Raw genomic sequence first — 23767 nt, 5'->3', positions numbered from 1 at the left:
GATCAGGGGAGATGAGCATGCTGTCCGCCCCGCGCGCCGAGCGCCGGCGGGGACGGTGAAGGTTTCACACCAGAGAACAGCGCCGCGCGGTCATGTCCCGGACCGGACGCGCGGTGGCGACGGAGGAGGAGTCCGTGTCCGCGAACAGCTTCGGCAGCCTTGACAAGCTGCAGGTGGGCGACAAGTCCTACGACATCTACCGGCTGGACGCCGTCGAGGGCTCGGCCCGTCTCCCGTACAGCCTCAAGGTGCTCCTGGAGAACCTGCTGCGCACCGAGGACGGCGCGAACGTCACCGCCGAGCACATCCGCGCGCTCGCCGGGTGGGACTCGCAGGCGCAGCCGAGCAAGGAGATCCAGTTCACGCCCGCGCGCGTGATCATGCAGGACTTCACCGGCGTGCCGTGCGTGGTGGACCTGGCGACGATGCGCGAGGCCGTGCGGGACCTGGGCGGCGACGCCACCCGGATCAACCCGCTCGCGCCGGCCGAGATGGTCATCGACCACTCCGTGATCGTCGACTACTTCGGGTCGCCGGACGCGTTCGAGCGCAACGTGCAGGTCGAGTACGAGCGCAACAAGGAGCGCTACCAGTTCCTGCGCTGGGGGCAGACGGCGTTCGACGAGTTCAAGGTCGTCCCGCCGGGGACGGGCATCGTCCACCAGGTGAACATCGAGCACCTGGCCCGCGTGGTGTTCGACCGGAACGGCGTCGCCTACCCCGACACGTGCGTCGGCACCGACTCGCACACGACGATGGAGAACGGCATCGGCGTCCTCGGCTGGGGCGTCGGCGGCATCGAGGCCGAGGCGGCCATGCTCGGCCAGCCGATCTCGATGCTGATCCCGCGCGTGGTCGGCTTCAAGCTGACCGGCGAGCTGCCCGCGGGCACCACCGCGACGGACCTGGTGCTGACGATCACCGAGATGCTGCGCAAGCACGGCGTCGTCGGCAAGTTCGTCGAGTTCTACGGCGAGGGCGTGCACGCGCTGCCGCTGGCCAACCGCGCCACGATCGGCAACATGAGCCCCGAGTTCGGCTCCACCTGCGCGATCTTCCCGATCGACGACGAGACGCTGAAGTACCTGCGCCTCACGGGCCGCAGCGACGAGCAGATCGCGCTGGTCGAGGCGTACGCGAAGGCGCAGGGCATGTGGCTCGACCCGTCCGTCGAGCCGGAGTTCTCCGAGTACCTGGAGCTGGACCTCGCGACGGTCGTCCCGTCGCTGGCCGGCCCGAAGCGCCCGCAGGACCGCATCTCCCTGTCGGAGGCCAAGGAGACCTGGCGCCGGGACGTGCAGAACTACGTCTCCAGCATCCAGGGCCCGGCGGACGAGGCGTCCGACGAGTCGTTCCCCGCCTCGGACTCCCCGGCGATCAGCCGCAGCGGCAACGGCGACAAGCCCCGCGAGCACGCGACGAACGGGGCGAGCCGCCCGCACAAGGTCGTCCCGGTCACGCTGGACGACGGGACGTCCTTCGAGCTCGACCACGGCCACGTCGCCGTGGCGGCCATCACGTCCTGCACCAACACGTCCAACCCGTACGTGATGATCGGGGCGGCGCTGCTGGCGAAGAACGCGGTGGAGAAGGGCCTGACCCGCAAGCCGTGGGTCAAGACGTCCCTCGCCCCCGGGTCCCAGGTCGTGACCGACTACTACGAGCGCGCGGGCCTCACCCCGTACCTCGACAAGATCGGCTTCAACCTGGTCGGGTACGGCTGCACGACCTGCATCGGCAACACCGGCCCGCTCCAGCCGGAGATCTCCAAGGCCGTCAACGACAACGACCTGGCGGTCACGGCGGTGCTGTCCGGCAACCGCAACTTCGAGGGCCGCATCAGCCCCGACGTGAAGATGAACTACCTCGCGTCGCCGCCGCTGGTCATCGCCTACGCGCTGGCCGGGACGATGGACATCGACATCCTCAACGACCCGATCGCCGACGGCACCGACGGCCCGGTCTACCTGCGCGACATCTGGCCCGCGCCGGAGGAGGTCGCCGCGATCGTCGAGTCGTCCATCGGCCAGGAGATGTTCGTCAAGGACTACGCCGACGTCTTCAAGGGCGACGACCGCTGGCGGGGCCTCGACATCCCGACCGGCGACACCTTCGAGTGGGACCCGGACTCCACGTACGTGCGGAAGGCCCCGTACTTCGACGGCATGGAGACCGAGCCCGCCCCGGTCACCGACATCAGCGGCGCCCGCGTCCTCGCGAAGCTGGGCGACTCGGTCACCACCGACCACATCTCCCCGGCGGGGTCCATCAAGGTCGGCACGCCCGCCGCGCAGTACCTCCAGGACCACGGCGTCGCCGTCAAGGACTTCAACTCCTACGGCTCCCGCCGCGGCAACCACGAGGTGATGATCCGCGGCACGTTCGCGAACATCCGGCTGCGCAACCAGCTCCTGGACGGCGTGGAGGGCGGCTACACCCGCGACTTCACCCAGGACGACGCGCCGCAGTCGTTCATCTACGACGCCGCGCAGAACTACGCCGCGCAGGGCACGCCGCTGGTCGTCCTCGCGGGCAAGGAGTACGGGTCCGGCTCGTCCCGCGACTGGGCGGCCAAGGGCACCGCGCTGCTCGGCGTCCGCGCCGTCATCGCCGAGTCCTACGAGCGCATCCACCGCTCGAACCTGATCGGCATGGGCGTCCTGCCGCTCCAGTTCAAGGAGGGCGAGTCCGCGGAGTCGCTCGGCCTCACCGGCACCGAGACCTTCGACATCACCGGGGTCACGAAGCTGAACGAGGGCGAGACGCCGCGCGAGGTGACGGTGAAGGCCGACGGTAAGGAGTTCACCGCCGTCGTCCGCATCGACACCCCCGGGGAGGCGGACTACTACCGCAACGGAGGCATCATGCAGTACGTCCTCCGCAACCTCCTCCGCAAGTAACCCGCACGTAGCAGGACGGGCCGTCTCCCCTCGGGGAGGCGGCCCGTTTCGCATGGGCGGCCAGGCGTCAGCGGCCGGTGGCGAGGCTCAGGCCGCCGTTGACCTCGATGACGTGGCCGGTCATGAACCCGTTGGTCGCGGCCATCACGATCGCCTGCGCGACGTCCTCGGGACGGCCGACGCGGCCGACCGGGAGCGCCGCGGCGTGCTCGGCGAACATGGCCGCGCGCTGGTCCGCGGGCAGGGCGTCCCACCACGGGGTCTCGATGACGCCGGGGGAGACCGCGTTGACGCGCCGCGGCGCCAGCTCGACCGCGAGGGGGCGCACGACCGCCTCCAGCGCGCCGTTGATCGCGGCCAGTCCCGCCGTGCCCGGCAGCGCCGCCCGCGCCGACGAGGCGGTGATGAACGTGACCGACGCGTCGTCCGCCAGCCGCGGCAGCGCCGCCTGGAGGATCCGCAGGTGGAGCCAGAACTTGGCGTCGAAACCGGCGCGCAGCTCGTCCAGGTCGAGGGTGGCGAGCGGGCCCGCGCCCGATCCGCCGCTCAGGGCGAGCACGAGGTGGTCGTAGATCGTGTCCTCCGCGAAGAACGCTGCCACCTCGTCCGGCGCGGCGCCGTCCACTCTCCGGGCGGTCACCGCGCCGCCGATGTCCGCGGCTGCCTTGGCGAGCCGCTCCTCGCTCCGCCCGGTGATCACCACGTCCGCGCCCTGCCCGGCGAACAGCGCGGCCGTCGCCGCGCCGATGCCCGAACTGCCCCCGCACACCAGAACACGCTGCCCCTTGAGCGACATCTCCGTCGCCTCCTCGTTATCGAGACTGTTCGTCTCGACAAGTATTTATCGAGACCTCCGGTTCCGTCAAATGGATAGGCTGGGGCCCATGACCGGCGACACGAGGCGCCCGCACACCGGACGCCGCCGCAACGAGGCCGCGCGGCGCGCTATCCTGGACGTGGCCGTCGAGCTGCTCGGACGCACCGACGACGCGCCCGTGACGATCGACACCATCGCCGCGGCCGCCGGGGTCGGCAAGCAGACGATCTACCGCTGGTGGCCGTCCAAGGGCGCCGTCCTGCTGGAGGCCATGGCCGAGCGGGCGGGCCACGACATCCCCGTCCCCGACACCGGCACGCTGCGCGGCGACCTGGACGAGTTCCTCACCGCGACGTTCCGCCGCGCCGGGATGCGGCTCACCGCGACCGTCCTGCGCCACTCGATGGCCGAGGCGCAGCGCGACCAGCACGCCCGCGAGCAGATGCGCGCGTTCGTCGGCGCCCGCCGCGACGTCCTGCGCGGCGTCCTCGCCCGAGCGCGCGACCGCGGCGAGATCGCGCCGGACGCCGACCTCGACCTCATCGTCGACCAGGCGTACGGGGTGCTCTGGTACCGCATCCTCACCGGCCACGCGCCCCTCGGCGACGCCGACGCGTCCCGCCTCGCCCGCGCCCTGTCCGACCAGGCCGCCGCGACCCTGACCCCCTGACGCCGGACCGCGGCGCCGACGGTGCCGCCGGGCCGGGCGTCTCAGCGCTCCGTGGCCAGGCGGAGGCCGAAGGCGATGAAGGCCAGGCCCGTGACCTGCTGGACGCGGCGCTTCACCGCCGGTCGGGACAGGGCGCGGCGGGCCGTCCCGGCGGCGCCGACCAGCAGCGCGAACCACAGCAGGCCCTCGCCGGTGTGGATGGCGGCGAGGAGCAGGCTCGTCCCGAACACCGGCGCGCCGTCCGGCACGAACTGCGGCAGCAGGCTCACGTAGAAGACGCCGATCTTCGGGTTGAGCAGGTTCGTGACGAGGCCCGTCCGTAGCGCGGCGGGACCGGTGAGCCGCGGCTCGGGGACGTCCGCGCCACCGGACGGGCGGCGGCGGGCCGTCCAGAGCGCGCGGGCGCCGAGCCACAGCAGGTAGCAGGCGCCCGCGACCCGCAGCACGTCGAACGCGAGCCGGGACGCCGCGAGCAGCGCGGTCAGCCCGGCGGCGCTCGCCACCGCCCACAGCAGGCAGCCGGCCGTGACGCCCGTCCCGGCGAGCCAGCCGGCGCGGCGGCCGCCCGTCACCGTCGCGCGCAGGACGAGCATCGTGTCCAGCCCTGGGGTGATCGTGACCAGCGCGGCCACGGCGGCAAAAGCCAGGCAAGCGGTGAGCATGCCGTCATTCTGCCGCGAGCCTCCGCGGGAATCTTCCCGGCCGGGAGGGGAATGGCCGTCCCGATCCGTTGATTGGACCAAGACATGGCTGACATCACCAGGAAGATCGGCGACCTCGACGTCTCCCCGCTCGCGCTCGGCGGGAACGTCTTCGGCTGGACCGCCGACAGGGACGCCTCCTTCGCCGTCCTCGACGGCTACACCGGAGGCGGCGGCAACTTCGTCGACACCGCCGACGTCTATCCGGCCTGGGTACCGGGCAACTCCGGCGGCGAGTCCGAGACGATCATCGGCGAGTGGCTGGCGTCCCGGCGGAACCGCGACGGCGTCGTCATCGCGACCAAGGTCGGGCGGCACCCCGAGCACCAGGGCCTGTCCGCCCCGGTGGTCAAGGCGGCCGCGGACGACTCGCTGCGCCGCCTCCAGACCGACTACATCGACCTGTACTACACGCACTACGACGACCCGTCCGTCCCCGTCGAGGAGATCATGGCGACGCTGGACGAGCTGGTCACCGCGGGCAAGGTCCGGCAGATCGCGGTGTCCAACATCGAGCCCGACCGGCTGGAGGCGTCCCTCGCCTTCGCCGAGCGGGAGGGCACCGCGCAGTACGTGGCCATCCAGCCGGAGTACAACCTCGTCTCCCGCGACACCTACGAGGGCCCGCGCCGCGACATCGCCGAGCGGTACGGTCTCGCGGCCGTCCCGTACTACGGCCTCGCGTCGGGGTTCCTGACCGGTAAGTACCGTCCCGGCTCCACGGTGGACAGCGCGCGCGCCGGGAAGGCGGCCTCCTACCTGGAGACCGAACGCGGACGCAAGGTCCTCGCCGCGCTCGACCTCGTCGCGGGCGAGCTGGAAGTCCCCGTCGCGACCGTCGCGCTGGCCTGGCTCGCCGCCCAGCCCACCGTCGCCGCGCCGATCGCCAGCGCCCGCACGACCGACCAGCTGCCCGCCCTGCTCGCCGTGGCCACGACCGAGCTGACCGAGGAGCACCTGGCGGCCCTGACGGAGGCGTCCACCTGACACCCGGCGCACCCGCCGAGCGCGGATGGCGCGGTCGCCGACCGGAATAGCCGGGATGTACCGTCCTGCGACGTGCCCCATCTCGACTTCCTCCTGCTCGGCGGGCTGGCCGCGCTGGCGGGCGCGATCGTCCAGGGCAGCGTCGGCCTCGGGGTCGGCCTCGTCGCCACGCCCGTCGTGACGATGCTGTTCCCGTCCCTGATGCCCGGTTCGATCCTGGTGGTCGCGACCGTGCTGCCGCTCGCGACGCTCGCGCAGGAGATCCGGCACGCCGACCTGCGCGGCCTCGGCTGGGCGTTCGGCGGCCGCGTCGCCGGGACGCCGCTCGGCGTCTGGGTCGTGGCCGCCGTCCCGTCCCGCGTGCTCGGCGTCGTGATCGGCGGGCTCGTCCTCGCCGCGGTCGCCGCGACCACGTGGTCCGGCGACGTCCCGCGCAACCGGACGACGCTCACCGCCGCGGGCCTCGTCGCGGGTGCCACCGGCACCGCCACCGCGATCGGCGGCCCGCCCCTGGCGCTGCTCTACCAGCGCGAGAGCGGCCCCCGCGTCCGCGCGACCCTCGCCGCGTTCTTCACCCTCGGCGCGCTGCTGTCGCTGCTCACCCTCGCCGCCGCCGGCCGCCTGCCCGCCGAGCAGGTCACCGCCGGCCTCGCGCTCACCCCGTTCGTCTTCGCGGGCTTCCTCGTCGCCGGCCCCCTGCGCCGCCACCTCGACGGCGGCCGCACCCGCGCGGCCCTGCTGCTCGTCATCGCCGCCTCCGCGACGGCCCTGATCGTCCGGAACCTCCTCTGATCCGCGTCCGAGCCGCCCGCGTTCGTCCCTAATCTGGACGGATGCGCCCCACCAAAGCCGACCTTGAGGCCGCCCGCGACCGCGTGATCCCCGACCTGCTGCCCCCGGACGGCGAGACGCTCCGCGTGCTGTTCTGCGGCATCAACCCGGGCCTGTACTCCGGCGCCACCGGCCTCCACTTCGCCCGTCCGGGCAACCGGTTCTGGCCCGCGCTGCACCGCTCCGGCTTCACCGACCGCCTCCTGCACCCGTCCGAGCAGCACCTCCTGCCCGGCTACGGCCTCGGCATCACGAACCTGGCGCCCCGCACCACCGCCCGCGCCGACGAGCTGACCGAGGAGGAGCTCCGCGAGGGCGGCCGCCGCCTCATGGCCCTGGTCGAGCGGTACCGTCCCGCCTACCTCGCGGTCGCCGGCGTCACCGCCTACCGCACCGCCTTCGGCCGCCCCCGTACCGCGATAGGCCCGCAGGACGAGCCCTTCGGCCCGGCGAGACTCTGGGTCCTCCCCAACCCCAGCGGCCTGAACGCCAGCTGGACCCCCGAAAAAATAGCCGCCGAATTCACCCGCCTACGCAAAGCCGCCGAAGCCGCCAAGCCTCTTTGAGCCGTTCTTAGAACTCGGTGAGCACCTGAGGGGCGAACCGGACGGTGAACGGCTTGTCGGCCTCCACCTCGACCTCCAGCACGTTCCCGGCCTCGACGACCTGGTCCAAGCGGTAGCTGCCGTACACCCGGCCCAGTGGGAAGGGCTCGATCGCGTCGTCCTGGACGTACACCTGCACCTTGGGGACGGGCGTGTAGTCGACGATCCAGTACTGGGGAATCCCGAGCGCCGCGTACTCCTTGAGCTTGCACACTCGATCGGTCCGCTCGCTCCTGCCCGGTGAGGACACGACCTCCACGACCAGCAACAGTTCGTGCCCGGGGATGATGGTGACGTCGCGCTCCACGATCGCCGCTTTGGCGATTCTCCTTGGAATCGCGAAGACGTCCGGCTTACGGATGCCCGCGGGTGTCGTGACCTCCCATCCGCCGGCGGCGACGAACGCCGCTGCCCCGGCCTGCGAGACCGCGTCCCTGATGAGGTCGTGCACTCTCATGACGGCCCAGTTGTGCGCCGCGCTCGGCGAGGATTCGAGCAGCCAGCCGTTCTCCAGTTCGCGGCCCCGCCCCTCGTCCTCCCGGTCATGCAGATCGTCGGCGGTGTACGGACCGAGGTCTTCCTGCCCGTGAGTGACCTTCACTGACCGGCTCCCATCAACGCTGCGTCCGAGTTCGGCACACAGCGTAGTGGGGTGGTGACGGTCAGGGGGTGTGGTTCAGGGCGGCGGTGGCGGCGAACATCGCTTCCACCTCGGTGACCAGGGACGGCTTCGGTTCCCAGAGGCCGGGGCGGCCGAGGGCGACGATGGGGCGGGGGAGGGCGCGGACGGACGCCAGGCGGTAGTGGTGGACGCCCGGGTCGGCCCAGGGGCCGCAGTCGCAGGAGGCGCCCGCGACGGCGGCGGAGCAGACGTCGGCGAGGTCGGCGACGGCGATCACGGCGCCGATGGTGGCGAGGGAGTCGCGGGGGTCCCAGCCGGCGGCCTGGACGAGCGGGGAGTCGCAGGCCTTCAGGTCGACGCGCATCGAGGCGTGGACGAGCAGCGGGCCGCGGTAGGCGGTCGGCAGCGCCTGGTTGGAGACGGTCTTGCCGCCTCGCGCGATCGCGAACGCCCAGGGCTGCTGCACACTGATCGCCTGCACGCGGTCACCTCCAGTGAACGCCCTGTTCACGGTCGCGCGGGCCGGGCCGGGCTTTCCGCGCGACGATGCCCGAGAGGTTAGGCGCATCTCGGGCGATATGCCAACGGACGAGACAAAACCGATGGCGTCGAATTCCATGCCGATCCTTTTGATCACTCCTGTGACGCGTGAGGATTGCCGCGGGTTGACATGATCGCGTCGCGTGCCGGGCCACCGTCATCCCTTCAGCGCGCCGGCCATCAGGCCGCGCATGAAGAACCGCCCGAGCAGCAGGTAGACGAGGAGGGTGGGCAGGGACGCCAGCAGCGCCGAGGCCATCTGCTGGTTGTACTGGACGGCCACCGCGCCGGAGCCCGCGGTGTTGTTCAGCATGACGGTGACGGGCCAGCTGTCGGGCGCGCCGAGGAACACCGCGAACAGGAAGTCGTTCCACATCGAGGTGAACTGCCAGATCAGCACGACCGCGAACGCGGGCGCCGAGACGGGCAGGACGACCGACCAGTACGTGCGGAGCATCCCGGCGCCGTCGACCCGGGCGGCCTCGATCAGCTCGTCCGGGATCGTGACGTAGTAGTTGCGGAAGATCAGCGTGCAGATCGGGATGCCGTACACGACGTGGGCGAGGACGAGGCCGCGGATCGTCCCGACGAGCTCCATGTCGGTCAGCAGGCCCGCGAGCGGGATCATGACCGCCTGGTACGGGATGAACATGCCGAACAGGAACAGCGTGAACACGACGTCCGCGCCGGGGAACCGCCATTTGGAGAGGACGTAGCCGTTCAGCGAGCCCAGCACCGCCGAGATCAGCGAGCCGGACACGGCGATCTTGACGCTGTTCTCCAGGCCGGGCCTGAGCGTGTCCCAGGCCGAGCTCCAGCCGGACGTGCTCCAGTGGCTCGGCAGGCTCCACGCGGTGCTCGGGTCGGCCTCCTGGAGCGGTTTGAAGCTGGTGACGACCAGCACGTAGACCGGGATCAGGAAGACGACCACGAAGAGCAGGAGGATCGCGGGCTTCAGGTAGCGGAGCGTCGCCGCGCCCGCCGTGGTCGGCGCCGTCATCGCGTCCGCTCCGCCCGTACCGACCACACGAGGTAGGGGATCACCAGCAGCGCCACGGCGAGCAGCAGGTACGTGGCGATGGTGGCGCCGTTCGCCGGGTCGTGCCGGTCGAACACCTCCACGTACGTCGCGATCGCCGGGACGTAGGTGATGATCTGCTTGCCCGCGATCGCCATGATCAGGTCGAACACCTTCAGCGAGATGTGCCCGAGGATGATCAGCGCGGACAGCGTCACCGGGCGCAGCTGCGGGAACACCACGTACCGGTACACCTTCCACTCGGACGCGCCGTCCACCCGGGCGGCCTCCCGCAGGTCCTCGGGGACGCTGCGGAAGCCGGCCAGGTACAGCGCCATCACGTAGCCCGACATCTGCCAGATGGCGGGCAGGGCCATCGCGGCCATGCCCCAGTCGGGGTTCTGCCACCAGTCGTTCGACAGTCCGCCGAGGTGCAGCTTGTCGAACAGCTGGTTGAACCCGACGGCGCGCTCGGGCGGCGCCGGGTTCATCAGCCACCGCCACACGACCCCGCTCGCGATGAACGAGATCGCCATCGGGAACAGGTAGATCACCCGGAAGGACGCCTCGCCGCGGATCCCCTTGTCCATGAGGAACGCGAGGAACGCGCCGAGCAGCAGGGCGCCGAGGACGAAGACGGCGGTGAACAGCAGCGCGTGCTTCACCGCGCCCGGCCAGCTCGGCTGGTGCCACAGGTCCACGAAGTTCTTGCCCTTGTCGAACCCGTAGGGCGAGACCTCGTCATGCTTGCCGCTGAGCGCGACCCGCGTGTTCCAGAAGATCAGCCCGTAGACGAACAGGCCGATCGCCACGATGGACGGGGACACCAGGAGCAGGCCGGGCAGCCACCTCCGGGCGCGGTGGGGGAGCCAGCGGGTCACTGGCCGCTGTTCTTCGCCGCGCTCACGAGCGCGGCCTGGAGCTTGCCGACGTCCTTGTTCTGGAGGAAGAGGCCCACCGCGGTGTCGATGTCGGTGTGCTGCTTCTTGCTGGCGTTCACGCCGTGCCAGAACGAGCCGGCCAGCTTGATGCCGGGCTTGTTCCACTCGTTGAACGCGTACTCCAGGTAGCCCTTGTAGAGGGTCTTGTCGGCGTCCTTACGGGCGGGGACGGAGCCCTTCTTCGGGTTGAAGAGGTCCTGCCCCTCCTTGCTGGACACCTCCTTCAGCCACGCCAGCGCGCCGCCGCGGTGGGGTGCTCCCTTGGGGAGAGTGAAGCTGTCCGACAGCCACATGTAGGTGCCGTCGGTGCCGGGGGACGGGGCGTACTTGAAGTCGGTGTCGAGCTTCTTGCCGAGCCCGTTCGGGGCGCTGCCGGTGAAGTAGCCGTAGGCCCAGTCGCCCATGATGTTGAAGGCGGCCTTGCCGTCCACCACGGCCTTCGCGGCGCCCTGCCAGTCGGTGGACGCGGCCTCGGTGGTCGTGTACTTCATGATCTCGGCGTAGTCGTTCAGCGCCTTGGTGAGGGCCGGGGTGTTCCAGTCGGCGCCGGGCTTCCAGAGCGCGTTGTAGGCGTCGGTGCCGAGGTCGCCGAGCAGGACGTTCTCCAGCAGGTGGTCGGCCGTCCACTGCGCGCCGAGGGACAGCGGCACCTTCTTCGTCTTGTCCTTGACGGCCTTGAGCGCGGTGATGAAGTCGGCGATCGTCGCGGGCGGGCCGGAGATCCCGGCGTCCTTCAGGATGCCGGGGTTGTACCAGAGCATGTTGGAGCGGTGGATGTTCACCGGCACCGAGTAGATCTTGCCCTGGTAGCTGATCTGGTCGAGGAGCTGCTGGGGGTAGGCCGCCTTCAGGTTGTTGTCGCCGTAGAAGGAGTCGAGCGGCTCGATCTGCCCGGCCTTGATGTAGTCGAGCAGCTCGGCGCCCGCGTGGCCCTGGAAGGAGTCCGGCGGCTTGCGGTTCTGGAGGCGGCTGGCGAGCACCGCTTGGGCCTGGGTGCCCGAGCCGCCCGCGATGGCGGCGTTGACGAACTTCGTGCCCGGGTTCTTCTTCTCGAAGTCCGCCTTCATGGCGGCGAGCCCGTCCGCCTCGCCTGGACCGGTCCACCACGAGAAGACCTCGACTTCGGACGTGTCGTTCTTGCCCTTGTCGTCGTTCCCGCCGCAGCCCGACACGGCCAGCGCGCCGCTCAGCGCGACGGCCGCGAAGGCCGTCCACCGGCGCCTGCCCAGCGGTCGTCTGGAAGCCTGTCCTCGCATCGCCCGTCCCTTCCGCTGCCCTCAGGGAAGCAAGCGTCCGGTCGGACGGGCGCCCGGTCAACACCGGTCGCCGAAAAGTGATCTCGGAGTTATCGAGCCGTGCGCCGTGCCGTCACCAGGTGAGCGCGGGCGGCAGCGGGGCGGTGCCGGCGTCCGGCCAGCCGGACGGCGGGCCCAGCGGGGCGAGCTCGGCGAGTTGCAGCCGGTACCACGGCGAGGACTCGGGCCGGTCGACCAGGTCGAGGCACCGTTCCCACGTCCACCACTCGGCCGCCTCGACCTCCTCGGGGTTCGGCCGGACCGGCGTGCCGGACGGCACGGCGACGCGGGCGACGGGGCAGCGCTCGTGCTCGACGGTCCCGTCGTCGGCGACGGCCCGGTACTGGAACCCGGGCAGGACGGGGGTCACCGGAGCGGCCCGGAGGATGGCGTCCGGTATGCCTAGTTCGTCCTGCAATCGCCGGAGGATCGCCTCGCGCAGGCCCTCGCCCGGCCCGGGGTGGCCGCAGCAGCTCCCCGTCCAGACGCCGGGGAACGTGCGCTTCCCGAGCGCGCGACGCGTGATCAGCACGCGACCCTCCGTGTCCACCACATAGCATGAAAAAGCCAGGTGGTAAGGGGTGTCCCTATGATGGCTGGTGGCCTTCGGAGCCGTCCCGACGGCCTCGTCCGCTGCGTTGAGCAGCACGATCTCTTCGACGCCCATGCACACTTCCTACCCCATGACCGCAGGTGAGGACAGGAGTTTCACACCCGATCGGCACAGGCCCTCCGGCACGTCGCGGGCGAACCGGGATTAAACTCGGAACGGCCGAGACGTGGGGAGCAAGGTCCCTGATGGAGGAGTTGACACGCGTGAGCCTGCTGGAGTCGATCCACGGTCCCCGTGACCTCAAGCGACTGGACGCCGCGCAGCTGCCTCGCCTGGCCGGGGAGATCCGCGAGTTCCTCGTCGAGGCGGTCTCCAAGACCGGCGGTCACCTCGGCCCGAACCTCGGCGCCGTCGAGCTGACCATCGCCCTGCACCGGGTCTTCGACTCGCCGCACGACAAGATCCTCTTCGACACGGGGCACCAGGCGTACGTCCACAAGGTCCTGACCGGACGGCACGACTTCGCGAAGCTCCGCCGCCGCGGCGGGCTGTCGGGCTACCCGAGCCGCGCCGAGTCCGAGCACGACCTCATCGAGAACTCGCACGCCTCCACCGCCCTCTCCTACGCCGACGGGCTCGCCAAGGCCTTCCAGCTCCGCGGCGAGGACGACCGCGCCGTGGTCGCCGTCGTGGGCGACGGCGCGCTCACCGGCGGCATGTGCTGGGAGGCGCTGAACAACATCGCCGCCGGCGTCGACCGCCCGGTGATCATCGTCGTGAACGACAACGGCCGCTCCTACTCGCCGACGATCGGCGGGCTCGCCAGCCACCTCGCCGACCTGCGCGTCACGCGGGGCTACGAGCAGGCGCTCGACCTGATCAAGAAGACGGTGCCGCGGGCGCCGGTGGTCGGCAACGTCGCCTACGAGGCGCTGCACGGCATCAAGAAGGGCCTCAAGGACGTCCTCCAGCCGCAGGCCATGTTCGAGGACCTCGGCATGAAGTACGTCGGCCCGATCGACGGCCACGACGAGGACGCCGTCGAACGCGCGCTGCGCAGGGCCCGCGGCTTCGGCAAGCCGGTCATCGTGCACTGCATCACGACCAAGGGCCGCGGCTACGCGCCCGCCGAGAACGACACCGAGGACTGCATGCACGGCGGCGGCGCCTTCGACCCCGCCACCGGCAAGAAGGCCCCCGGCAGCGGCGCCCCCGGCTGGACGACGGTGTTCGGCGAGGAGATGGTCGCGATCGGCCGCGAGCGCCGGGACGTCGTCGGCATCACCGCCGCGATGCTCTACCCGGTCGGGCTCGCCCCGTTCGCCGAGGCGTTCCCCGACCGCGTCTACGACGTCGGCATCGCCGAGCAGCACGCCGTCACCTCCGCGGCGGGCCTCGCCATGGGCGGCCTGCACCCGGTCGTCGCCGTGTACGCCACGTTCCTGAACCGGGCGTTCGACCAGGTCCTGATGGACGTCGCGCTGCACCGGCAGCCCGTCACGTTCGCGCTGGACCGGGCCGGCGTCACCGGCGACGACGGCGCCAGCCACAACGGCATGTGGGACCTGTCGATCCTCCAGCTCATCCCGGGGCTGCGCGTCGCCGTCCCGCGCGACGGCGCCCGGCTGCGCGAGCTGCTGCGCGAGTGCGTCGCCGTGTCGGACGGCCCGACCGCCATCCGCTACCCGAAGGGCCCGGCCGCCGCCGACCTGGAGGCGGTGGGCAAGGCCGGGGGGATGGACGTCCTCGCCCGCCACGACGGCTCGAACGGCACCCGCGTCCTGCTGGTCGCCGCCGGGTCGATGGCGGCGCCCGCCGTCGAGGCCGCCGGGCTCGTCGCCGCGCAGGGCATCGGCGTCACGGTCGTCGACCCCCGCTGGGTCAAGCCGCTCGATCCGGCGCTGCTCGGACTCGCGCGCACGCACAGCCTCGTCGCCGTCGCCGAGGACAACGGCCGCACCGGCGCCGTCGGCGACGCCGTCGCCCGGCTGCTCCGCGACGCCGGAATCGACGTGCCGATCCGCACGTTCGGCATCCCGCAGGAGTTCCTCGACCACGCCTCCCGGGGCGAGATCCTCACCGACATCGGCCTCACCCCGCAGGCCCTGGCCCGCGACATCACCGAGTCCGTCGCCCGGATCACCGCCCCCGCCGAGACCCACGAGCCCGCCACCTCCGACTGACCGCGAGGCCCGCTCACGTGGGCGTGGCCGTGGCTGTGGTCGTGGTCGTTCGTGGTCGGTCTTGGCGGGTCAGACGCCTTCGGCGGAGAGCAGTTGCCAGAAGTGGGTGATGGTCGCGGCCGTGGTGCCGAGGTCGCGTCCCGAGTAGGTCCAGCGGCCGCGCAGGCGCCAGCCGCGTCCGGCGCCGTCCCGGACGAAGATCTGGAGCGGGAAGCAGGCGTCGTGCGCGCGGATGACGCCCGCGGGGTCGACCGAGGGCCGCAGGTCGGGCTCGCCCTCGCAGCGCACGCCGATCACCGTGGTGCGGGCGTCCTGGCGCAGCAGCCCGCGCGTCAGGTCGTACACCAGGACGGAGACGTAGTTGGGGCCGAGCCACCTCAGGTCGGGCAGGGTCTCGGGGGGAGGGAACCCGTACAGTTCTGGACCGGCGGTCACACGCCGCACGGTAGCGCCCCCGTCACACTCCCGTCACTACTTTCGCGGGGGCATGTTTCCGGCGAGTCCAACGTCACCCGCGTGATCAGCCGGACGAGCGCTCCGCGGGACGGCACGCCGCGGTCATCGCCTCCCAGCGGGCCAGCTTCACGCGCTCGCCGCGGTCGAGGCTGCGGGCCAGCGCGATCTCGGCGGCGTCGAGGTTCAGCCAGTCGGCGTAGGTGACGACGGGCAGGCCCCGCGACTCCAGCAGCTCCTCGATGGTGTGCTCGGGCGGCGTCCGGTCCGCGGCGAGGTCCGCCAGGAGGTTGCGGACGGTCTCGGCGGCGTCGGACTTGTTGGTGCCGACGACGCCGGTCGGGCCGCGCTTGATCCAGCCGGCGACGTACTCGCGGGGGACGGGCGCGCCGTCCGGGCCGAGGATCCGGCCGCCGTCGTTCGGGACGACGTAGGCGCGCTCGTCGAACGGGACGCCCTCCAGCGGGACGCTCTGGTAGCCGACGGAGCGCAGCACCATGCCGACGGGCAGCGTCTCGAACTCGCCGGTGCCGGTGACGCGGCCGTTCTCGTCCAGCCGCGTCCGCTCCAGGCGGAGGCCCTCGACGCGGTCGGTGCCGAGGATCTCGACGGGGGCGCGCCAGAAGCGCACGTCGATGCGGCGGGGGCGGTCGGCGGGCGGCTCCCCGGTCCAGCCGTTGAGGACCTTGACGTTGCCGCGGACGTGCCGGTCGGTCTCGGCGAGGGCGGCGCTCGCCGGGTCGAGGTCCATGTCGGCGGGGTCGACGTGGATGCCCGCGCTGGGCAGCTCGCCGAGCTCGCGGGCCTCCTTGGTGGTGAACTTGGCCTGGGCAGGCCCGCGCCGCCCGATCATGTGGACGCGCCGGACGCGGCTGGCCGACAGCGCCTCGATGACCTGCTCGGGGACGTCGGTCTCCCGCAGCTCGTCGGCCGTCTTGGCGAGGATGCGGACGACGTCCACGGCCACGTTGCCGACGCCGATCACCGCGACCTCCTCGACGGACAGGTCGAAGGCGTGGTCGGCGGCGTCGGGGTGCCCGCAGTACCAGTTGACGAAGTCGGTGGCGGCGACGCTGCCGGGGAGGTCCTCGCCGGGGATCGCCATGTGCCGGTCGACCATGGCGCCGGTCGCGTAGATCACCGCGTCGTAGCAGCCGAGCAGGTCGGCGCGGGTGAGGTCGCGGCCGAGCTCCAGGCAGCCGAAGAAGCGGACCTCGGGGCCCTCCAGCACCTTCTGGAGGTACCGGGCGATCGACTTGATCGACGTGTGGTCGGGGGCGACGCCGTACCGGACGAGGCCGTAGGGGGTGGGGAGCCGGTCGAGGACGTCCACGCGCACGTCCCCGCCGGACTGCTTGACGAGCGCCTCGGCGGCGTAGAGGCCCGCCGGACCCGAACCGATGACCGCGACGCGCGCTGGATTCGCCATGCGGGTCATTGTGCACACGGCGGCGGGCCAAAGGACAAGTGACCCGGATCACGGCGCGGCGGGCCGGGCGTCAGTCCTTCAGGGTCTTCCCGGACGGCGCGGGGGCCTGCCCGGGGCGCAGCCGGCTGTGCCGGTGCCCGTACACGGCGTAGATCACGGCGCCGAGCACCATCCACGCGAGGAACCGCAGCCAGGTCTCCACCGGCAGGTTGACCATCACGAACAGGCAGCCGAGCACCGACAGGACCGGGACGAGCGGGACGAGCGGCGTGCGGAACGCGCGCGGCAGGTCGGGGCGGGTGCGGCGCAGCACGAGCACGCCGACGGACACGACGAGGAAGGCGAACAGGGTCCCGATGTTGACGAGCTCGGCGAGCTTGGCGAGGGGGATGAACCCGGCGAGCGCCGCGACGATGACGCCCATGATGACCGTGGACCGGTACGGGGTGCCGAACCGGGGGTGGACGGCCGCGAGCCACGCGGGCAGCAGCCCGTCCCGGCTCATCGCGAAGAACACGCGGCTCTGGCCGAGCAGCAGGATGAGCACGACGGTGGTGAGCCCGGCGACGGCGCCGATGCTGATCACGGTGGCGAACGCGGGGTGGCCGACGGCCTTGAACGCCTCGGCGAGCGGCGCGTCCGAGCTGAGCCGCTTGTAGTTCTGCATGCCGGCGACGACGAGCGACACGGCCGCGTAGAGGACGGCGGTGATGAGCAGCGAGCCGATGAGCCCGATCGGGAGGTCGCGCTGCGGGCGCTTCGCCTCCTCGGCGGCGGTCGCGACGATGTCGAAGCCGATGTAGGCGAAGAAGACGACGGCGACGGCGGCGAAGATGCCGAGCCAGCCGTAGCTGACGGGGGTGATCCCGAACAGCACCTGCATCAGCGGCGCGGCCCCGCCCTCCACCGACGGGTTCGACTGCGACGGCGGGATGAACGGGTGGTAGTTCTCGCCCTTGACGAAGAACAGGCCCGCGACGATCACCAGCAGGACCACGAACACCTTGATCGCCACGACGACGGCGTTGACCCGCGAGGAGATCTTGACGCCGAGGACGAGCAGCGCGGTCACGAGCAGCACCAGCACGATCGCCGGGACGTTCACGACGCCGCCGCCCTCGCCCGGCGGGTGGACGATGGCGTCGGGCAGCGTGATCCCGGCGTCGTCCAGCAGCGAGACGACGTAGCCCGTCCAGCCGACGGAGACGACGGCCGCGCCGAGTGCCAGCTCCAGGATGAGGTCCCAGCCGATGACCCAGGCGGGGAACTCACCGAGCGTGGCGTAGGAGAAGGTGTACGCCGAGCCCGCCACCGGGACGGTGGAGGAGAACTCGGCGTAGCAGAGCGCGGCGAGCCCGCAGACGACGGCGGCGAGGACGAACGACAGCGCGACCGCGGGCCCGGCCTTCTCGCGGGCGACCTGGCCGGTGAGCACGAAGATGCCCGTCCCGATGATGACGCCCACGCCGAACACGATGAGGTCGATCGCGGACAGGTCCCGCCGGAGCCGGTGGCCCGGCTCCTCGGTGTCGCGGATCGACTGCTCGACCGACTTCGTGCGCAGCAGGTTCATCCTCGGGGCTCCTCGCGGTCCGGTGCGGCGGGGCCGGCCGCGCGCGCGTCGGGCGTGCGCCGGCCGACCCGCCTATGCCCGTATGTGCGCGCCTTATGAGCGGGTGAAACGCGAGGGTGTCCGGGACGTGCGGAAACGCCGGAAAAGAGGCGCCCCGGATCCCGTCCGAGGCGCCTCTCTCCGTGACGTGGCCGTCAGCCCGCCAGTGAGGCGACTCCCGGCTCCAGGAAGCGGCGCCCGGTGGCCTTCTCCGAGACGCCGGACCGGTCGAGGTACGGGGTGATGCCGCCGAGGTGGAACGGCCAGCCCGCGCCGAGGATCATGCAGAGGTCGATGTCCTGCGCAGCCGCGACGACGCCCTCGTCCAGCATGATGCGGATCTCGTCGGCGAGCGCCGCGAGGGCCCGCTCCAGGACCTGCTCCTCGGTGGACGGCCGCGTCCCGCCCGCGAAGATCTCCACGACCTCCGGGTCGAGGGTGAAGTCCGGCAGGTACACGCCCGTCTTGCCCGCCGCGACCATCTTCGCCAGGTTCTCCGACAGCGGGAACCGGTCCGGGAACGCGGCGTGCAGCGTCTCGTTGACGTGCAGCGCGATCGCCGGGCCGACCAGGCCCATCAGCACGAACGGCGGCATCGGCAGGCCCAGCGGCGCGGCGGCCCGCTCGGCCGTCTCGATCGGGGTGCCCTCGTCCACCGCCTGGACGATCTCCGCGAGCAGCCGGAGCAGGACGCGGTTGACCACGAACGCCGGGGCGTCCTTGACCAGCACGCAGGACTTCTTCAGCGCCTTGCCGGTCGCGAACGCGGTCGCGAGCGCCGCGTCGTCGGTCCGCTCGCCCCGGACGATCTCTAGCAGCGGCAGCACCGCGACCGGGTTGAAGAAGTGGAACCCGACGACCCGCTCGGGGTGCCTGAGCTGCGACGCCATCTCGCTGACCGACAGCGACGAGGTGTTGGTCGCGAGGACGCACTCGGCGGAGACGTACTCCTCCACCTCGGCGAACACCTTCTGCTTGACCGACATCTCCTCGAACACGGCCTCGATGACGAAGTCGGCGTCGGCGAACGCGTCCTTGGTCAGTGAGCCGGTGATGAGGGACTTCAGCCGGTTGGCCTTGTCGGGCGACACCCGGCCCTTGCCGAGCAGCTTGTCGATCTCGCCGTGCGCGTAGCCGACGCCCTTGTCCAGCCGCTCCTGGTCGAGGTCGGTCAGCACGACCGGGACCTCCAGGCGGCGCGCGAACAGCAGCGCGAGCTGCGAGGCCATCAGGCCCGCGCCGACGACGCCGACCTTGGTCACCGGGCGGGCGAGCGCCTTGTCCGGCGCCCCGGCGGGCCGCTTCGCGCGCTTCTGGGTGAGGTCGAACGCGTACAGCCCGGCGCGCAGCTCGTCGCTCATGATGAGGTCGGCGAGCGCCTCGTCCTCGGCGGCGAAGCCCTCGTCGCGCGTGCGGTCCTTCGCGGCGGCGACGAGGTCGAGGGCGCGGGTGTAGGACGGGGCCGCGCCGTGCAGCTTGCCCTCGACCGTCCAGCGCGCCATCGCGACCGCGTCGTCCCACGCCTTGCCCTTGTCGACCTCGGGACGCCGGACGGTGATCTCGCCGTTCAGCACGCGGGCCGTCCAGGCGAGCGACTCCTCCAGGAAGTCGGCCGACTCGAAGATCGCGTCGGCGATGCCCAGCTCGTAGGCCTGCCGGCCCTTCAGCATGCGGTTCTGCGCGAGCGGGTTCTCGATGACGACCTTCAGCGCCTTCTCCGCGCCGATCAGGTTCGGCAGCAGGTACGTGCCGCCCCAGCCGGGCACCAGCCCGAGGAACGCCTCCGGCAGCGCGAACGCCGGGACGCCCTCCGACACCGTCCGGTACGTGCAGTGCAGGCCGATCTCGACGCCGCCGCCCATCGCCGCGCCGTTGTAGTAGGCGAACGAGGGGACGTCCAGCTCGCCGAGGCGCCGGAACACGTCGTGCCCCAGCTTCCCGATCGCCGCCGCGTCCTCGCGCCGCCGGATCAGCGGGACGCCCTTGAGGTCGGCGCCGACCGCGAAGATGAACGGCTTGCCCGTGACGCCGACGGCCGCGATGTCGTCGCGCGCGGCGACCTGGTCGATCGCGGCGTTCAGCTCGGCCAGGCCGTTCGGGCCGAACGTGTTCGGCTTGGTGTGGTCGAAGCCGTTGTCGAGCGTGATCAGCGCGAGCGTGCCCGCCCCGTACGGGAGGGCCACGTCGCGGACACGCGCGTGCGTGACGACCTCGTCCTCGAAGATCTTGGCGATATCGCTCACTGTGCTCTCCCCGGGGGCGGTCCCCCGGCCCCCCAGAACGCCTTCGTCGCTCATTTTGCGCCTTCCCAGTTCACGTTCTCCCAGAGCACGGTGCCGCCCATGCCCATGCCGACGCACATCGTCGTGAGGCCGTACCGGACGTCGGTGCGCTCCTCGAACAGCCGGGCGAGCTGGTTCATCAGCCGGACGCCGGACGAGGCCAGCGGGTGGCCGAGCGCGATCGCGCCGCCCCACGGGTTCACGCGCGGGTCGTCGTCGGCGATCTTGAAGTGCTCCAGGAACGCCAGCACCTGCACCGCGAACGCCTCGTTGATCTCGATGAGGCCGATGTCGTCCATCGTCATCGCGTTGCGGGCGAGCAGCCGCTCGGTGGCCGGGACGGGCCCGACGCCCATGACCTCGGGCTCCACACCGGCGAAGGAGAAGTCGACCAGCCGCATCCGCGGGGTGAGGCCGAGCTCGCGGGCCACGTCCTCCGCGGCCAGCAGGCAGGCGGTCGCGCCGTCGTTCAGGCCCGCCGCGTTGCCCGCGGTGACGTTGCCGTGCACGCGGAACGGGGTCTTCAGCTTCGCCAGGTCCTCCAGCGTGGTGCCGGGGCGCGGCGGCTCGTCCTCGGTGGCGAGGCCCCAGCCCTTCTCCGCGGAGCGGATCGCCGTCGGCACCAGGTCCGGCTGGATCTTCCCGGCGGCGTAGGCGGCGGCGACCTTCTGCTGGCTGCGCACGGCGTAGGCGTCGGCGCGGTCCTTGGTGATCTCCGGGAACCGGTCGTGCAGGTTCTCCGCGGTGGAGCCCATGACCAGCGCGGACGGGTCGACGAGCCTGTCGGCCAGGAACCGCGGGTTCGGGTCGACGCCCTCGCCCATCGGGTGCCGGCCCATGTGCTCGACGCCGCCCGCGATGACCACGTCGTAGGAGCCGAACGAGATCCCGGCGCCGGAGGTGGTCACCGCGGTCATCGCGCCCGCGCACATCCGGTCGATGGCGTAGCCGGGGACGCTCTTCGGCAGCCCGGCGAGGACGGCGGCGGAGCGGCCGATGGTCAGGCCCTGGTCGCCGGTCTGCGTGGTCGCGGCGATGGCGACCTCGTCCACCCGCTCCGGCGGGAGGGACGGGTTGCGGCGCAGCAGCTCGCGGATCGCGCGGACGACCAGGTCGTCGGCGCGGGTCTCCGCGTACAGGCCCTTGGGGCCGGCCTTGCCGAACGGCGTGCGTACGCCGTCGACGAACACGACGTCGCGTGCGGTGCGAGGCACGGGGGCGTCCTTCCTGCGGTCGATGGGACGAGCCGGTCGACGCGGCGAGCCGGTCAACGCGGTGCGCGGGGAGCCGGTGGCGTTGAGCCTCGTGCCGCCCGCGCTGGGCGGGGCGGCACGAGTACCCACGGCAACGATGCTACTCGCTGGTAACCCGTAATACTACTCGTCAGTAACCACTGACATCGGGTCAGGACGACGGTGCCCTTGTTCGCATACGGACCCATGGGTAACGTGGCTCGAAATCACCGGAGGAGGGCACGGTGGTGCACGCGAGGCCCGTCTATCGGCCGGGATTGCGCCGGCGGATCGGGCACATCCGCGATCTCACCGCCCTCCTGACGCGCACGGGCCTGCTGTTCTCCGGCGGCCCCCGCCGGATGCTCCGCCAGTTCGGCGCGCTGCGCCGCTGGGGCACCACGCTCGCCGGGCTCGTCGCCGCCGCGTCCGCGCGCTCCCCGTCCCGCCCCGCGCTGATCGACGACGAGGGCGTCCTCACCTTCGCCGAGCTGGCCGACCAGAGCGCCAGGCTCGCCGCCGGGCTGCCGCTGCACGGGCCCCGCCCGCGCGTCGGCGTGCTCTGCCGCAACCACCGCGGGATGGCGCTGACCCTCGTCGCGTGCAGCCGGCGCGGCGCCGAGGTCGTCCTGCTCAACACCGGGTTCGGCACCGGGCAGATCCGCGCCGTCCTCGGCGAGCTGCGGCCCGTCCTGATCGTCGCCGACGCCGAGTTCGCGCCGCTGCTCGCGAACGTCCCCATCGCGCTGCGCCGGACCGTCCTGTGGGCCGACCACCGCCCGCCCGGTGCGGGCGGCCACGGCGCGCCGCTCGCCGCGCCCGTCGCCACCGGGACGGTCCCGCCCCCGGCGAGCGCCCCCCTCGACTCCGATCCCGGAATCCCCGTTCTGGCGGAGGCCGGCCCGAGCATCGGCGAGGTGATCCGCTCCGTCACCGACGCCGAGGTCGCGGCGGCCGCCGGGCCCCCGCAGATCCAGAGCCGGACGATCATGCTCAGCTCCGGGACCACCGGACGCCCCAAGGGTGCCCGCCGCCCGCCCCGCCCGGGGCTGTGGCCGCTCGCCTCGATGACGTCCCGCATCCCGCTGCGCGCCCGGCAGACCATGCTCATCGAGGCGCCGCTGTTCCACACCTGGGGCTACGCCGCCCTCCAGATGGCCTGGGCGCTGCGCGCGCCGGTCGTCCTGCACCGCCGGTTCGACCCCGAGCAGACGCTCCGGACGATCGCCGCGCACCGCGACACCGCCGTGTTCGCCGTCCCGGTCATGCTCCAGCGGATCCTCGAACTCGCCCCCGACGTCCGCGCCGCCCACGACACCTCGTCGCTGCGGATCGCCGCGCTCAGCGGCGCCGCGCTGCCCGGCGAGCTCGCCACCCGCTTCATGGACGCGTTCGGCGACCGCCTCTACAACGTCTACGGCTCCACCGAGGCGTCCTGGGTGTCCATCGCGACCCCGCGCGACCTGCGGCTCGACCCGCGCACCGCCGGGCGGCCGCCGCGCAACACCGCGCTGGCGATCTTCGACGCGGACGGCCGGCGGGTCGGCCGCTCCACCATCGGCGAGATCTTCGCCGCGAACGAGCTGCTCTTCGAGGGCTACACCGGCGGCGAGCCCATGGAGGTCCGCGGCGGGCTGCTCGCCACCGGCGACCTCGGCCACATCGACCACCGCGGCCTGCTGTTCGTCGACGGCCGCCGCGACGGCATGATCGTCTCCGGCGGCGAGAACATCGTCCCCCGCGACGTGGAGGACGCCCTGCTGCGCCTCCCGGAGGTCCACGAGGTCGCCGTCGTCGGCGTCCCCGACGACGACTGGGGCCAGCGGCTCGCCGCCTACGTCGTCCTGCGGCCCGGCGCCCGGCTCGGCCCGGAGGCCGTCCGCGCGTACGTCCACGCCCAGGTCGCCCGGTACGCGGTGCCGCGCGACGTGCACTTCATCGCCGAGCTGCCCCGCAACGCCACCGGCAAGGTCGTGCACCGCTGGCTGACCGCCCACCCCGGCCGGCCCGAGCCCGAGGGCCGGGTCGCCTGGCCCGCGCCGCCGTCCTGGCCGCTGCCCACCGGCTGAGCCGCCCGGCCGCGGGCGGCTCGGCGG

20 protein-coding genes are annotated in these 23767 nt (G+C 72.0%); 7 read left to right on the top strand and 13 right to left on the bottom strand.

What is annotated here, in order from left to right; translation table 11 throughout:
• The first annotated feature begins 92 nt into the window (after positions 1–92).
• Positions 93–2900, top strand: coding sequence for an aconitate hydratase AcnA (gene acnA / locus E1300_RS29185; RefSeq protein ID WP_207400020.1), 2808 nt, complete (start codon positions 93–95; stop codon positions 2898–2900).
• A 67-nt stretch (positions 2901–2967) separates the two neighbouring features.
• Here acnA and E1300_RS29180 read toward each other — a convergent pair whose 3' ends face one another.
• Positions 2968–3696, bottom strand: coding sequence for an SDR family oxidoreductase (locus E1300_RS29180; protein WP_131760301.1), 729 nt, complete (start codon positions 3694–3696; stop codon positions 2968–2970).
• A gap of 88 nt (positions 3697–3784) precedes the next feature.
• Between E1300_RS29180 and E1300_RS29175 the strand changes: the two genes are divergently transcribed.
• Positions 3785–4387: a TetR/AcrR family transcriptional regulator gene (locus tag E1300_RS29175; RefSeq protein ID WP_131760300.1), complete on the top strand. Its 603-nt coding sequence runs from the start codon at positions 3785–3787 to the stop codon at positions 4385–4387.
• A gap of 41 nt (positions 4388–4428) precedes the next feature.
• On the opposite strand, the gene E1300_RS29170 is transcribed toward E1300_RS29175, so the two are convergent.
• Positions 4429–5049, bottom strand: coding sequence for a LysE family translocator (locus tag E1300_RS29170; RefSeq protein ID WP_131760299.1), 621 nt, complete (start codon positions 5047–5049; stop codon positions 4429–4431).
• A gap of 84 nt (positions 5050–5133) precedes the next feature.
• Between E1300_RS29170 and E1300_RS29165 the strand changes: the two genes are divergently transcribed.
• The 3 genes from E1300_RS29165 (at position 5134) to mug (ending at position 7472) form a co-directional block, all read left to right on the top strand.
• The gene (locus E1300_RS29165) at positions 5134–6075 is read left to right on the top strand and encodes an aldo/keto reductase (protein ID WP_131760298.1); all 942 of its coding nucleotides are present in this window, start codon (positions 5134–5136) and stop codon (positions 6073–6075) included.
• A 72-nt stretch (positions 6076–6147) separates the two neighbouring features.
• Positions 6148–6867, top strand: coding sequence for a sulfite exporter TauE/SafE family protein (locus E1300_RS29160; RefSeq protein ID WP_131760297.1), 720 nt, complete (start codon positions 6148–6150; stop codon positions 6865–6867).
• A gap of 41 nt (positions 6868–6908) precedes the next feature.
• On the top strand, positions 6909–7472 hold the full coding sequence (gene mug, locus E1300_RS29155; protein ID WP_131760296.1) for a G/U mismatch-specific DNA glycosylase: 564 nt from the start codon (positions 6909–6911) through the stop codon (positions 7470–7472).
• A gap of 7 nt (positions 7473–7479) precedes the next feature.
• Here the strand turns inward: mug and E1300_RS29150 are convergent, their stop codons facing one another.
• The 6 genes from E1300_RS29150 to idi form a co-directional block, all read right to left on the bottom strand.
• A complete protein-coding gene (locus tag E1300_RS29150; RefSeq protein WP_165503046.1) occupies positions 7480–8112 on the bottom strand; it encodes a Uma2 family endonuclease in 633 nt (210 codons plus the stop codon).
• Between the two features lie 61 nt (positions 8113–8173).
• Positions 8174–8614 (bottom strand): ASCH domain-containing protein, encoded by a 441-nt coding sequence (locus tag E1300_RS29145; RefSeq protein ID WP_131760294.1) that lies wholly within the window; start codon positions 8612–8614, stop codon positions 8174–8176.
• 216 nt (positions 8615–8830) lie between these two features.
• On the bottom strand, positions 8831–9673 hold the full coding sequence (locus E1300_RS29140; RefSeq protein ID WP_131760293.1) for a carbohydrate ABC transporter permease: 843 nt from the start codon (positions 9671–9673) through the stop codon (positions 8831–8833).
• Positions 9670–10572 (bottom strand): carbohydrate ABC transporter permease, encoded by a 903-nt coding sequence (locus E1300_RS29135; RefSeq protein ID WP_242619458.1) that lies wholly within the window; start codon positions 10570–10572, stop codon positions 9670–9672. Before E1300_RS29135 ends, E1300_RS29140 begins: the two co-directional genes overlap by 4 nt.
• Positions 10569–11888, bottom strand: a complete 1320-nt coding sequence (locus tag E1300_RS29130) for an ABC transporter substrate-binding protein (RefSeq protein ID WP_131760292.1) — start codon at positions 11886–11888, stop codon at positions 10569–10571. Before E1300_RS29130 ends, E1300_RS29135 begins: the two co-directional genes overlap by 4 nt.
• A gap of 112 nt (positions 11889–12000) precedes the next feature.
• Complete coding sequence (gene idi, locus E1300_RS29125; RefSeq protein WP_131760291.1) at positions 12001–12594, bottom strand: isopentenyl-diphosphate Delta-isomerase; 594 nt, start codon at positions 12592–12594, stop codon at positions 12001–12003.
• Positions 12595–12743: 149 nt separating this feature from the next.
• On the opposite strand from idi, the gene dxs reads away from it, so the two are divergent.
• Positions 12744–14663 carry a 1-deoxy-D-xylulose-5-phosphate synthase gene (dxs, locus tag E1300_RS29120; RefSeq protein WP_131760311.1) on the top strand — a complete coding sequence of 640 codons (1920 nt, stop codon included), beginning with the start codon at positions 12744–12746 and terminating at the stop codon, positions 14661–14663.
• A gap of 69 nt (positions 14664–14732) precedes the next feature.
• On the opposite strand, the gene E1300_RS29115 is transcribed toward dxs, so the two are convergent.
• The 5 genes from E1300_RS29115 to E1300_RS29095 form a co-directional block, all read right to left on the bottom strand.
• Positions 14733–15098, bottom strand: a complete 366-nt coding sequence (locus tag E1300_RS29115; protein WP_131760290.1) for a hypothetical protein — start codon at positions 15096–15098, stop codon at positions 14733–14735.
• An 85-nt stretch (positions 15099–15183) separates the two neighbouring features.
• Positions 15184–16554 carry an FAD-dependent oxidoreductase gene (locus E1300_RS29110; RefSeq protein WP_131760289.1) on the bottom strand — a complete coding sequence of 457 codons (1371 nt, stop codon included), beginning with the start codon at positions 16552–16554 and terminating at the stop codon, positions 15184–15186.
• Between the two features lie 61 nt (positions 16555–16615).
• Positions 16616–18118, bottom strand: a complete 1503-nt coding sequence (locus tag E1300_RS29105) for an amino acid permease (protein ID WP_131760288.1) — start codon at positions 18116–18118, stop codon at positions 16616–16618.
• A gap of 194 nt (positions 18119–18312) precedes the next feature.
• On the bottom strand, positions 18313–20400 hold the full coding sequence (locus E1300_RS29100; protein ID WP_131760287.1) for a 3-hydroxyacyl-CoA dehydrogenase NAD-binding domain-containing protein: 2088 nt from the start codon (positions 20398–20400) through the stop codon (positions 18313–18315).
• Between the two features lie 50 nt (positions 20401–20450).
• Entirely contained in the window at positions 20451–21653 is a 1203-nt protein-coding gene (locus E1300_RS29095; protein WP_131760286.1) for a thiolase family protein, read from the bottom strand.
• A gap of 263 nt (positions 21654–21916) precedes the next feature.
• On the opposite strand from E1300_RS29095, the gene E1300_RS29090 reads away from it, so the two are divergent.
• On the top strand, positions 21917–23740 hold the full coding sequence (locus E1300_RS29090) for an AMP-binding protein (protein ID WP_207400019.1): 1824 nt from the start codon (positions 21917–21919) through the stop codon (positions 23738–23740).
• The last annotated feature ends 27 nt before the right edge of the window (positions 23741–23767 follow it).

The organism is Actinomadura fibrosa (assembly GCF_900659615.1).
Lineage (GTDB): Bacteria > Actinomycetota > Actinomycetes > Streptosporangiales > Streptosporangiaceae > Spirillospora > Spirillospora fibrosa.
The sequence above is the reverse complement of the archived record's forward strand: the minus strand, read 5'-3'. Positions and strand labels throughout refer to the sequence as shown.

Excerpts from the sequence above, each read along its gene's own strand:
- E1300_RS29165 (WP_131760298.1), top strand. The coding sequence starts at position 5,134 with ATGGCTGACATCACCAGGAAGATCGGCGACCTCGACGTCTCCCCGCTC.
- E1300_RS29110 (WP_131760289.1), bottom strand. The coding sequence starts at position 16,554 with ATGACCCGCATGGCGAATCCAGCGCGCGTCGCGGTCATCGGTTCGGGT.
- E1300_RS29175 (WP_131760300.1), top strand. The coding sequence starts at position 3,785 with ATGACCGGCGACACGAGGCGCCCGCACACCGGACGCCGCCGCAACGAG.
- E1300_RS29170 (WP_131760299.1), bottom strand. The coding sequence starts at position 5,049 with ATGCTCACCGCTTGCCTGGCTTTTGCCGCCGTGGCCGCGCTGGTCACG.
- E1300_RS29105 (WP_131760288.1), bottom strand. The coding sequence starts at position 18,118 with ATGAACCTGCTGCGCACGAAGTCGGTCGAGCAGTCGATCCGCGACACC.
- E1300_RS29180 (WP_131760301.1), bottom strand. The coding sequence starts at position 3,696 with ATGTCGCTCAAGGGGCAGCGTGTTCTGGTGTGCGGGGGCAGTTCGGGC.
- acnA (WP_207400020.1), top strand. The coding sequence starts at position 93 with ATGTCCCGGACCGGACGCGCGGTGGCGACGGAGGAGGAGTCCGTGTCC.
- E1300_RS29130 (WP_131760292.1), bottom strand. The coding sequence starts at position 11,888 with ATGCGAGGACAGGCTTCCAGACGACCGCTGGGCAGGCGCCGGTGGACG.
- mug (WP_131760296.1), top strand. The coding sequence starts at position 6,909 with ATGCGCCCCACCAAAGCCGACCTTGAGGCCGCCCGCGACCGCGTGATC.
- idi (WP_131760291.1), bottom strand. The coding sequence starts at position 12,594 with ATGGGCGTCGAAGAGATCGTGCTGCTCAACGCAGCGGACGAGGCCGTC.
- E1300_RS29140 (WP_131760293.1), bottom strand. The coding sequence starts at position 9,673 with ATGACGGCGCCGACCACGGCGGGCGCGGCGACGCTCCGCTACCTGAAG.